At 39.3% G+C, this 12,751-nt stretch carries 8 protein-coding genes; all 8 read left to right on the plus strand.

The features are described from left to right. The first annotated feature begins 69 nt into the window (after nt 1-69). Nucleotides 70-1,200, plus strand: a complete 1,131-nt coding sequence (locus H4J75_RS07645) for an efflux RND transporter periplasmic adaptor subunit (RefSeq protein WP_182221785.1) — start codon at nt 70-72, stop codon at nt 1,198-1,200. A 53-nt stretch (nt 1,201-1,253) separates the two neighbouring features. Continuing rightward, the gene (locus H4J75_RS07650; protein ID WP_182221786.1) at nt 1,254-4,574 is read left to right on the plus strand and encodes an efflux RND transporter permease subunit; all 3,321 of its coding nucleotides are present in this window, start codon (nt 1,254-1,256) and stop codon (nt 4,572-4,574) included. 1 nt (nt 4,575) lies between these two features. After that, on the plus strand, nt 4,576-7,665 hold the full coding sequence (locus H4J75_RS07655; protein WP_182213635.1) for an efflux RND transporter permease subunit: 3,090 nt from the start codon (nt 4,576-4,578) through the stop codon (nt 7,663-7,665). A 107-nt stretch (nt 7,666-7,772) separates the two neighbouring features. Then, nucleotides 7,773-8,150 carry a YacL family protein gene (locus H4J75_RS07660; protein WP_070375813.1) on the plus strand — a complete coding sequence of 126 codons (378 nt, stop codon included), beginning with the start codon at nt 7,773-7,775 and terminating at the stop codon, nt 8,148-8,150. Between the two features lie 165 nt (nt 8,151-8,315). Continuing rightward, on the plus strand, nt 8,316-9,443 hold the full coding sequence (locus H4J75_RS07665; protein ID WP_182221787.1) for an efflux RND transporter periplasmic adaptor subunit: 1,128 nt from the start codon (nt 8,316-8,318) through the stop codon (nt 9,441-9,443). 30 nt (nt 9,444-9,473) lie between these two features. Continuing rightward, nucleotides 9,474-10,184, plus strand: coding sequence for an ABC transporter ATP-binding protein (locus tag H4J75_RS07670; RefSeq protein WP_259368900.1), 711 nt, complete (start codon nt 9,474-9,476; stop codon nt 10,182-10,184). Continuing rightward, nucleotides 10,181-11,341, plus strand: coding sequence for an ABC transporter permease (locus H4J75_RS07675; protein ID WP_182221788.1), 1,161 nt, complete (start codon nt 10,181-10,183; stop codon nt 11,339-11,341). The genes H4J75_RS07670 and H4J75_RS07675 overlap by 4 nt, the downstream gene beginning before the upstream one ends. Then, nucleotides 11,338-12,579, plus strand: a complete 1,242-nt coding sequence (locus H4J75_RS07680) for an FtsX-like permease family protein (protein ID WP_182221789.1) — start codon at nt 11,338-11,340, stop codon at nt 12,577-12,579. The genes H4J75_RS07675 and H4J75_RS07680 overlap by 4 nt, the downstream gene beginning before the upstream one ends. The last annotated feature ends 172 nt before the right edge of the window (nt 12,580-12,751 follow it).

Below are 12,751 nucleotides of genomic sequence, written 5' to 3' on the forward strand. Positions count from 1 at the left end.
GCTATTTGTATCTTACTTGCCGATCCGGATAAAATGACATTAATTATAATTATAAAACAACGGACCGTTATGCACCTCAATTCACTAGCAACTTCATTATTATTATCACTATTCTTAGTCACAGTGTTAAGCGCTTGTAATGAAGAAAAAGTAGCAGACAAAGAAAAGAAAGTTTATCAGGTGCCCGTAGAAACTACTCTTGTTGACAATAGAACGATCACTAATACTTATCGAACAACTGCTGTACTTGAAGCAAAAGCTGAAAGCAAAGTCACCAATAAAGTCACAGGCATGATTAACAAGATATTAGTTGAAGAGGGAATGTCGGTTACCAAAGGACAAATTTTAGCTGAAATTGATTCTGAAAATTATTTATTAGAACTTGAACGTACCACTATAGATGTCGACTCTGCGGTTGCCGAATTTAACCGCAGTAGACCAATAGATGGTGAACAACTGATATCGGTTAAAGATCTAGAGAAGCTTGAGTTTTTAGTGAAAACAAGAAAAAACCAACAAAAAGTGGCGGCGATACAAGTACGTGATTCAAAGGTAAGAGCGCCAATATCAGGTGTTATTGCTTCAAGAATGGTGAAAGAAGGCAATATGACCGCTAATGTTGGTGGTGAAATGTTTACCATTGTTGCGCTCGATACCTTGCAAGGGGTTGTTTATTTACCCGAATCAGAAATGAATAATGTTCATGTTGGTCAACAAGCGTATTTAAACTTTCCGGCAAATGCAAAAGAAGTTCCTGCAACGGTTGGCTTAATCTCACCAATCATTGATACCGAGTCGGGGACTTTTAAAGTGACCTTAAAAGTTAATAACGATAACCATGTCTTAAAACCAGGGATGTTTGCCAAAGTGTCACTAACACTTGATGTTCATGATAACGCGCAAATTGTGCCACAAAATGCCTTGCTTGTTACCGACACTGAAACCAGCTTATTCGTTATTCAAGATAATAAAGCTAAGAAAGTTACAGTGGTTACCGGTTTTGAACAAGATGGCTTTGTTGAAATATTAACGCCACTAAATGCCCTTGAACCGGTAGTGATTGTCGGTCAGCAAGGTTTGAAAATTGATAGTGCTGTAAAAATAATAGGTGAAGAAGAAACCCAAAAGAAGAACGTTGAACTAACTACTGATAATAACGCCATTAAGGAAAATGCTGATAATCAAGCAACACAAGACTAATAAGTTGTGAACTAGCTTTTACCTAATCATTAAATCTAAAGGAATTATTATTCATGAGTATTGTTAGTACTGTGGTTAAACGCCCGGTAACAGTAGCGATGTTTACCCTCGCTGTGATGTTATTTGGCATGGTGGGGTTTTCTCGACTCTCTGTTGCCTTGTTGCCCGATCTTTCTTATCCAACGTTAACCGTAAGAACCGATAACGCCGGCGCCGCACCTGCTGAAATAGAACAATTGATCAGTAAACCCATTGAAGAATCAGTTGGTGTTGTTAAAGGGATACGCAAGGTTCATTCTATCTCAAAAGCTGGACAGTCCGATGTTGTTATTGAGTTTGAATGGGGCGTGGCGATGAATTTTGCGACGCAGAATGTCCGTGAAAAGCTTGACATAATTGCATTGCCAAAAGATGTTAATAAACCCATTATTTTACGTTTTAACCCCGCACTAGACCCCATTATACGTTTAGGGCTGTCCACTGAAAATAAGCATCCTCGGGCATTAAAAAAGATACGTACTTTTGCTGAGCAAGAAATAAAACGACAGCTGGAAACTATTTCAGGTGTTGCCGCTGTGCAGCTTGGTGGCGGTTTACAGCAAGAAATACAGGTTGTATTTGATCAAGAAAAAGCTGCGCGCCGAGGTATAACAGCACAAAGTATTGTTGCACGTATCCAAAGTGAAAATATTAATATGTCGGCAGGTCGTGTTTACGATGGTCAGCAAGAGTATTTAGTTCGAACAGTGAACCAATTCGTCTCACTCGAGCAACTTGGCAATATGATTGTTAAGCAAGCCGATGGCAAAACTATTTATCTTAAAGACATAGCACAAGTTATTGATGGCGAAAAAGAACGCACCGATATTACTCGTATCAATAATAATGAAGCGATAGAACTGGCCATTTATAAAGAAGGCGATGCTAATACGGTAACCGTAGCAAAAGCGGTAAATAAAAAATTAGCCGAGCTTGAAAAGACTTTACCCGAAGCACTGACTTTTACGGTTATTTATGACCAATCTGAATTTATTGTCAATGCGGTAGACGAAGTTAAAAGTGCGGCTATTATTGGCGGATTACTTGCCATGTTGATTTTATATTTATTCTTGGGTAATTTTTTCAATACGATTATTATTTCACTAGCGATACCTATTTCAATTATCGCGACCTTTAATTTAATGTTTGCTAATGACATTAGTCTTAATATTATGTCGTTAGGGGGCATTGCCTTAGCGGTTGGCTTATTAGTTGATAATGCGATTGTCGTGCTAGAAAATATTGCGCGCTATCGCGAAAAAGGCGCCAGTATTATTGAAGCGGCAATAAAGGGTACCGATGAAGTCTCGGGCGCTGTTATTGCTTCTACACTGACCACTTTAGCAGTGTTTTTTCCTTTAGCTTTTGTGACCGGTTTTGCCGGGCAATTATTCAGTGACCAAGCGATGACGGTGACTTTTGCGTTACTCGCTTCTTTAATCGTGGCGCTAACCTTAATTCCTATGCTGGCATCACGTCAATTTAGCCAAAATAAAGAAATGCCTACAAATGACAATAATGATGACTCATTAGAAAAACAAACCGATAAAGTGCCGCTAACTAGAAGAAAGAAAGTCGTTAATATCGTCGTGCACATTTTGGCCTTTCCGCTTTTATTGGTTTTTAATTACTTACCTTTATTATTAACCAAAACTTTGTTATTGATTACTAATTTAATCACTAAGGTCGTCAGCTTTATTTTTAAACCGGCACATAAAGCTTTTAGTTATTATTTTGAAAAACTAGCGTCAGCCTACAGTCGGTTATTAAAAGTCGCCTTGCAAAATAGAGCTATTTTAGTGGCACTTAGTTTAGTGTTTGCGCTTGCGGTCAGCAGTTTATTACCAAAAATTGCGGTTGAACTTGTTCCTGAAGTGGCAAAGTCGGAGTTTACTATCGAGTTAACCTTGCCACAAGGAACGCCCATAGATGTTACTGATCAACGGCTAAAAGACCTTGCTGCGACTATTGCCGAAGATAAACGTGTCAAGCACAGCTATTCGTTAGCAGGTAGCGGTAGCTTAATGATGAGCTCAGCCAGTAAAGGCGGTGAAAACTGGGGACAACTGTTAGTGGCACTTTACAGCAGTGATGATCTTGAATCAGTTAAAGCTGTGGTTCGCGCGAAAGTTGCTCAAATGGCTGATGTCACCGCTGAAATAGCGCAAACAGAAATGTTTACAACAGAGCGTCCTTTGCAAATTATTTTGTCAGGATACGACCTGGTGGCTTTGAAAAAATACAGCGACCAATTAATGCAAACAATGTCGATGGATAATCAGTTTATTGACCTAAACAATAGTTTACGCGCCGGTCAACCTGAGTTAAAAATCAGCTTTGATAATGAGCGCTTAGCAAGTTTAGGGTTAAAAGCGTCTGATATAGCCGATCAGTTAGTCACTAAAATTGCTGGCTCGGTGGCGAGTAAATACAACTTACAAGACCGACAAGTTGATATCCTAGTGCGCGCCGATGAAAACGCGAGAAATTCAGCACAAGCTATTCGTCAATTAACGGTTAACTCGCAGCAGGCCAAATCATTACCACTAGCCGCCGTTGCCGATATTACCGAAAGTATTGGCCCTAATGAAATCAACCGTATTGACCAAAGTCGTGTTGCTATTATTTCCGCATCACTGGCTTATGGCGACTTATCTGCAGCGGCTGCCAAAGCCGAAAATCTAGTGAAAGAACTCTATTTACCTTTTAATATTAAAGCACGAGTCGCAGGGCAAAATGAAGAAATGGAAAGCTCTTTTTCTTCCTTAATGATGGCGTTAGCGTTAGCGGTATTCCTTGTTTATTTAGTGATGGCTTCACAATTTGAGTCGTTATTAAATCCATTTATTATTTTATTCTCTATTCCATTAGCCGTGTTAGGTTCGGTATTAGGCTTATATGTTACTGGGACCAATATCAGCGTTATCGTACTCATAGGTATTATTATGCTAACGGGTATTGTGGTGAATAATGCCATTGTTTTAGTAGATAGAATTAATCAGTTACGTCATCAAGGTGTTGATAAACTTGCTGCTATTATGGAAGCGAGTCGTTCACGTTTTCGCCCGATTATTATGACATCTTTAACCACTATTTTAGGTTTAGCGCCGTTGGCATTTAGCAGTGGAGAAGGCTCTGAATTAAGAGCACCTCTTGCCATTACGGTAATGAGCGGTTTACTGGTTGCAACAATGCTAACGTTACTTTTAATTCCTGTTTTGTATAGCTTGTTTGACCGAAAAACCTATATTGTCGAAAGCGATGAACTTGACAATGATGGTTTTGAAAGCCAGCAAGCTAATAGCGCATCGTCTAATAATGTAGCCGAGGCGTAAGATGACAAATTCAACGTCTAAAAAGAAAACAGCTAAGCAAAGCATTTTTGACTTACCAGTAACTGTTTGGTTAACCGCTTTAGCGATAAGGCGGCCTGTTACCACGGCTATGTTGATGTTGTCGCTTTTTGTTACTGGGCTTGTCGCCAGTAAATTATTGCCACAAGAAAGCTGGCCATCACTGAATATTCCGATGGCTTTTATTAATGTGCCGTATAACGGCGCCACACCTGAAGAAGTTGAACGCTTAATTACCCGGCCGATAGAAGAAGCCGTTTCGACTTTAGGCGGTATTACTGAAATGCAGTCAAGAAGTCGGGCCAACGGTGCTTCTATTCAGGTAATGATGGATCTTAGTAGTGATCTCGATAGTAAAATATTAGAGGTACGAGAAAAAGTCGATATGGTGCGCCATCTTTTACCTGAAGACGTGCAAAACGTAATGGTACAAAAGTTCTCTACTGAAGATCTACCCATCATGAGCTTGGTGTTATCGGGTAATAAAGATCTCTCCACCGCTTATGACTTTATCGATAAAAAACTGAAAAACCCGCTAGAAAGGCTTCAAGGTGTCGGTAAAGTTGAAATGCGTGGCGTTGTTCAACCCCATATAGAAATTCATTTGGACAGTATTAAGCTCGCGATGAATCGTGTTGATCAAGCAAAGTTATTGCAAGATCTACGTGACAGTAATTTTTTAGTGAAGTCAGGCTCTATTCTCAATGGAGGTAGAAAGTTCAGAGTTTCTCCTGACGGTGAATATCACAGTTTAGACGACATTAAAAACTTTCAAGTTAAAGTGGGTGTTCGGTTAAGTGAAGTAGCGACAGTGAGTTTAACCGCTCCTCCTAAGAATAGCGAAATTAGAACAGATAGAAAGAAGTCAGTTGGCTTAGAAGTCTTTAAAGAGTCTGATGCTAATGTTGTCGAGGTGACAAATAACATTGTTGCTTTAATTGAAGTGCTTCGCCAAGAAGATGACTTTAAAGCGATTACCATTGGAATTAAAGATAACAGCGGTGAAGAAATTCAAGAATCATTAGGTGATTTGTTAAAGGCGGGCGCCTTAGGTATTGTCTTGTCTTTTATTGTTTTATTTATATTTTTGCGCAATAGCCACATTACTTTTATTGTTGTTGCTTCTGTGCCGATTTCGTTAAGTTTTGCGTTAGCTGGCATGTATTTTATGGGCTACACCTTAAACATGCTCTCACTGGCGGGGCTTTTTATTGCCGTTGGTTTACTGATTGATAACTCCGTCGTTATTTGTGAGAGTATCCTTCAACAACAAGATAAAGCCTTAACCTCAATAGACAAAATTCTTCATGGTGTTGATAATGTCAGTATTGCCATTATCAGTGGCACACTCACCACCACCATTGTATTTATGCCTTTGCTGATGGGTGAAAAAAACTTTATTACCATCTTAGTTGAGCAAATAGCCGTGGCGATTTGTTTACCTTTATTGGCATCATTAATTATTTCAAAAACCGCCATTCCATTAATGCTTAGTCGTGTTAACAAAAAGGCCTTGTCGTCAGTTGTTACCCAAGGAAAATTAGATCGCTGGTATCGTCCTAATTTAACAAGAATACTGACTCACCCTAAAACAACCGGGGTTTTCATTTTATTACTTTGCATTAGTGGTGTGTTAACCAAGCAAATGGTCAATATTAATGGCGAAAAGGGTAAAACTGTCAAAGAAATCAATATTGTCTATCATATCCAAGGGCAACAAAAGTTAGCTGATGTCAGTAAATTAGTCGATGAGATGGAGCAGTACTTATACGATAATCAACAAGCCTTCGAGTTTACACAAGTCAATAGCCGGATTTGGTCAGATTTTGCCATGTCTCGCATAAAACTTAACGATGGTTATTCAAAAACACTTTATGATTTAAAAGCAGAGATTAAAAAAGGTTTCCCCGATACGGCCATTGCAGAACCATCATTTGACTGGTCAGAACAAAAAGAAAATTTGGTCAAACTTACTTTAAACGGCAGCTCAACCAAGCGTTTAATACAATTGAGCGAATCTGTGATCAGTCAGTTGAGTAATGTTGAAGGTTTTGCTGAAGTTGGCATCGATAACGAAGATAAAAACATGGAGTTAGTACTGCGTATCGACCGAGAAAAAGTGTCACGTTTAGGTTTAAACACCCAAGATATCGCTAGTCGTATTTCGAGTGCACTGCGTGGGACTAACTTGCGTTCGTTTCGTGATGCTAAGCTAGGTGAAGTTGATATTCGCTTGGTCTATCACGCTGAACAGGCTGTGCCGCTCGAACGTATTAAAGAGTTACCTATTTATGAGAGTAACGGCAGAGTTATTACCTTACAGCAACTCGTTGTTTTTGACACACAACCGATAATGCAACAAATTACGCGCTCAAACAGAAGAACCACCTTAGGAATTTCTATTAATTTAGCTGACTTAAGCCGTGTTGAAGCCTCGATGAAAATTAAAGAAGTGATGGAGAATATTGTTTTTCCTTCGGGTTATGATTGGAACTTAGGACGCCAATTTGCGCAAGACGAAAAAGCAGCGAAAGACATGATGATGAACATGATGCTTGCCTTAGCGCTTATTTTTATTGTTATGGCAGCGCTGTTTGAATCGCTATTAATGCCAATCGCTATATTGTCTTCGATTGGTTTAGCTTTTATTGGTGTTTACTGGACCTTTGCTATTTTAGGCATGGGGTTGGGTGAAACAGGCCTGATCGGTATGTTGATTTTAATGGGTATAGTGGTGAATAACGGTATTGTCCTTATAGATCAAATCAACAAGTTAAAAGTAGACGCTGAGAATATAATGACGCCGATTATCGACGCTTGTGTTAGCCGTATTCGGCCAATATTTATGACAGTTGCAACAACTATTATTGGTATGGTGCCGTTAGCATTAGCATCAAGTGATAGCCAAGCTTACCCGATGGCGGTTGCGATTATTGGAGGTTTGTTGTTTTCAACCTTTACCAGTTTGTTTTTGGTACCGTTTTGTTATTTGATGCTGGTTAAATTGGGCGAACGGTCAAGCAAGCGTTTTTCTATCGCCAAAGCCTTTGCCGATAAAAAAATTCCATTATAGTTTATCACTCGTATCGTTTCATCGAGGGGGATAAGAGTAAATGTTAACTCCCCCTTGTGCGATAAATATTCTATAATAAAGATATCAAAAAATTTCCGAGTTATCCCATGGAATACGAATTTATAAACGACCCTACTACTCGCTATGCTAAAGCAAAGTTCTCTTTTGAACATGAAGTTTTTGGCCCTTGGCTTGAAGTTGAAGTAGGTAACGATCCACAAAAATTAACCGCGTTGTTAACGCTCATCGATAAAGCCGAGCACGCAAGTGCACAAGAGCAGGAAATTGTTGGCAGTGAGTACACGGTTAGAATCATTGAAAAAGATGTTTCGATTGCCGCTAACGCGAGCTTAAATGGTATTGAAGCTTTACCTGAAGCACTCAGTGCTGATGATATAGACTTTGACGATCAAGAGTCAGCAAGTTGTGGGCTAGAAGACTTTCGCGAATTATTATTGTCTTGGGCAAGATTCACCACACGTTAACTCACTCGGTTAACCTCAAGTCAGTCATTCGTTATTGATAGATGAATAACGTTTTCATCCTATTTACGCTTTTATTATTAATAGTTTTCTGACAACAATGACTTTTGGCACTGTTGTCTGACGCCACTTTTTTTTATTCTTTTACAAACTTTGTAGGAGAATAAAATGCCGATAACACGTAAAACCCCTTTCGAACTTTCTAAGCTGACTATTGATAGATCTCCGCAAACTAAAGCTGTGGAGCTATCAGCCAACTATACTAGTATCTTGATTGTTACGTTACTCAGCACAAGTTTATATTTTGTCGGTCAGACACTGTTTTTTCCAACAAGTGCTGCTGAAATTATTAATCACCTTGAAACTGATAACAAACGAGTAAATGAGTCAGTTAACGTCGATATTAAACAACATTTCCCTACCACCCATGATGTAAATACAGCAGAACCCATAAATAACAGCGTACTTGATGCGAGCGGCCATGTGGTTGCGAGGCGCATAGCCACAGTATCTTCTCGTGTAACGGGTAAGCTAAACCGCTTAAATATTGAGGAAGGACAAACGGTAAGTAAATCAGAAATACTCGCCGAACTTGATGATAAGCAAGCATCGATTTCATACCAACTTGCTTTAGCGGAATTATCAGCAAAGCAAGCGGGTTTTGACGAGTTCACTTTACTTTTCAAACAGCAAAATCAGCGATTTAAGCGTGATCAGACGCTGGCCAGCAAAAAGCTGATCAGTGAGCAATTACTTGAAGACAGTGCCTTTAAAAATGCACAACTCGCCATCCAAATACGTCATAAAAAAGCCATGGTTGACTCCGCAAAGCAACGAGTTGAATTGGCGCAGTATCAGTTAAATCAGCATAAAATTCGCGCGCCATTTGATGGTGTCGTGATCAGTAAAAATGCCCAAGTGGGTGAGCTTATTTCAGCGGGATCTTCTGGTGGTGGTTTTATTCGTACCGGTGTCGGCACTATTGTTGATATGAGCTCGTTAGAAATTGAAGTTGAAGTAGGTGAGAGCTATATCAATCGTGTTTATCCTGGACAAAAAGTATTCGCTAGATTAGATGCATACCCGCAATGGAGTATTAGCAGTGAAGTCGTTGCTGTTATACCTACCGCAGATCGTCAAAAAGCGAGCATTAAAGTCAGGGTGAAATTGTTAACAGCAGATCCTCGGATTTTACCTGATATGGGGGTGAAGGTTAGCTTTATGAAAAACGATCAACACTCGTTAGATGTTTTCCCTAGTAGCTCAAATAACCACGTAGATATAGCCGCACTTTAATGAAAGCCTCTCTGCAGATTTTAGGAAAAAATGATGAAAAATAGCTATAACATTACATTAAAAAATATTAACAAAAGTTACCAGAAAGGTAAAAACACGGTAGTCGTTCACCACGATTTTAACTTAACGATTAAATCAGGTGAGTTTGTCGCATTAATGGGACCATCAGGTTTAGGAAAAAGCACCTTATTGCATTTAATGGGCGGCCTTGATCAACCGACATCAGGTGAGGTTATTATTGGTACACAGCGTATTGATCATTTAAAGCAAGCGGCATTAACCCAATGGCGCGCTGAAAACATTGGTTTTGTTTTTCAGTCACATCATTTATTACCGGTGTTAAGCGCGCAGGGTAATGTTGAACTGCCACTCGCGTTAACCTCGTTAAATAAAAAGCAACGACAAGAACATGCTAGTTATGCGCTAGAGCTCGTTGGTATGAGTGAGCGTGCTAGTCATTTCCCCAAAGAGTTATCTGGTGGGCAAGAGCAGCGAGTTGCTATTGCACGCGCTATTGTCAGTGACCCGCATATATTATTATGTGATGAGCCAACGGGAAATTTAGACCGAAAAACAGCCAATGAAATTCTGGCATTACTTGACCAACTTAATCGCGATTTTGGTAAAACCATTGTTATGGTTACACATGATAAAAAAGCAGCTGACTACGCAAGTAGATTGATTAATTTAGAGTCTTATATTGGCGAAGAACATAACTGTTATATGGGGGAAAGCAGATGAACCTACTGATATTAGTTTGGCGGAACAGCTTTCGTAAAAAAGTACGTTTTTGGTTAACCTGTACTTCTGTCATGGTGGCTTTTTTCTTATTGACGACCTTGTCTGGAGTAGATCAGGCGCTTACGGCTAATGTAAGCAGTAGTAATCAATACCGTTTAATGACCAGTCATAAAATATCAATGACACAATCTCTCCCCATTAACACTCAACAAAAGATTGCGGCATTACCGGGCGTAAAACAAGTGAGTTATGCATCTTGGTTTGGTGGGTACTTTCAAAATGAAAAAAATCAGCTACCCGTAACTGCGGTTGACCATCATCATTATTTCAATTTATTTGATGAATATATAATCCCTAGTGAGCAACTAGCGCAATGGAAAAAAACGCGCACAGGTATTGTTATTGGTCAGGGACTTGCTGATAAATATGGTTGGAAAATCGGTGATACCGTGCCATTAAGCTCTTCTATTTGGATGAATAAAAGTGGTTCATTTAATTGGTCGTTTACCGTTTCTGCCATTTACCAAACAGCTCAGCATTCATCTGCTGATAATAAAGTGTTTTTCCAACATGCTTATTTTGATAAAGGCCGTGCTTATGCTAATAATTCTTTGGGGTGGTTATCGACTGAAATAACTGAAAATGTCAACGTAGATGACGTTATTGTTGCTATCGATTTATTGTTCTCACATACCAACAATCCAACCCGTACCACGACTGAACAGGTTTTTATTAAAGAACAAGCACAACAGTTTGTTGATATGGCTATGGTCATTAACCTTGTGGTTATTGCGGTATTCTCTACTTTATTACTGATTGTTTGCAATACCATGATCCAAACTATTCGTGAGCGTAATAATGAAAGCGCAATGATGAAAGCTTTAGGGTTTTCAGCGACACGTTTAATTCAAGGTGTTTACCTAGAGGCTTTGTTATTAATTGGCTTAGGCGCTTTGGCGGGCAGCATTCTTGCCTCTTTATCTCTAGCATTGGTCGGCCAGAGTTTTAATGATTTTTTACCGGGTATATCGATTGCGCCAAGTCATTATATAACCGTATTTGCCTGGGTAAATATTGCTGCCGCTTTTTGCACTGTATTTCCGGCGGTAGCGATTAAACAACTTGTTATCAGCAAAACGTTAGGAGACAAGGCATGAATATTTCATTAAAGGCGCAGCATTCATTGTTTATCAATATAAAACAAGCACAAGCGTTAACGGTTATTAATTTTAAAAGTTTCCCGCAGCGTATTATTGCTTCTATGGTGAGTATATTAAGCATTGCTTGTGTTGCTGGCGTTATTTTAAGTGTTCTGGCAATGACTGAGGGAATGATGAAAACACTGGAACGTACTGGTTTAGATAATACCGTATTAGTGATGCGCGCGGGAGCCTCTTCAGAATTGCAAAGTGTGATGTTTCCAGTAGAAGTTAATATTTTAGCGAATAATCAAAAAATTATTAAAGATGAACAAGGGCTGGCGCAAGTATCCGCTGAAATGTTTGTTAATGCTGAAGTGACTTATATTTCTAATCTAGATACCGTAGCTCAAGAAACAAAAACGAAAAGTTTAGCGTTGCGAGGTATCAGCAAATCGACTCAACAATTTCGCCCTAATTTTCGTTTAGTCAAAGGTGAAATGTTCGCTACGGGTGTGCGTCAGCTAATTGTTGGTCAGGCAATAACGCGTAGAATGCCAGAGTTAATTGTTGGCAAAGTTATCACCTTAGGTGGAGCAGCGTGGACAATCAGCGGGATTTTTTCTGATGGTAATAGTGTTTTTGAATCAGAATTGTGGGCTGATATTGGCATGGTACAGAGTGATTATCGTCGAGGAAATACGCTACAGTCTATCCGCTTAGCATTAAAAGATATTAGCGATTTACCACAATTAGAAAAAGAGTGGCAGGACGACCCTAGGTTAAACATTCGAGTGTTAACAGAAAAACAATTCTTTGCTGATCAAGCCAGTAACTTAACACGCTTAATTCGTTGGTTAGGTTTTCCTATTGCTATTGTTATGGCGTTAGGCGCAATAGTGGCTGCACTTAATACTATGTATGCCGCCATAGCAAGTCGCTCTAAGGAAATAGCTACGCATAAAGCGATAGGTTTTAGTCCTTTTGCAATTTCAATGTCGATTCTTTGTGAAGCCTTGCTCATTGCTTTTGTTGGTGGGGTGTTAGGCATACTACCTTTATATTTTGTCTTTGATGGCTGGACGGCTGCCACGCAAAATGCCAGTAATTTGAGTCAAATGATGTTCAATTTTGATATTACGGTTTTGTTGATGATTAAAACAATGTCGTTAGCGTTATTGATTGGTTTATCAGGCGGGATATTACCAGCAATAAAGGCGATGCGTTTACCTGTTACCGAAGCTTTACGTGACTAATCCCCCCTCAGGCACACATTAGCGGTGTTGATGATTAATGTGTTTTGTATCGGTGCTGATACCTTCTTCTTCGGCCAAAAGTCATTTTTTTTATAAGCAAACCATGACTTTTGGCACCTTTGTTTTAGCTTGTGAAACGTTATTATTTAAAATAAGTAAATAGTTAATCACT

It is taken from the genome of Colwellia sp. BRX10-1 (assembly GCF_014077545.1).
Lineage (GTDB): Bacteria > Pseudomonadota > Gammaproteobacteria > Enterobacterales > Alteromonadaceae > Colwellia_A.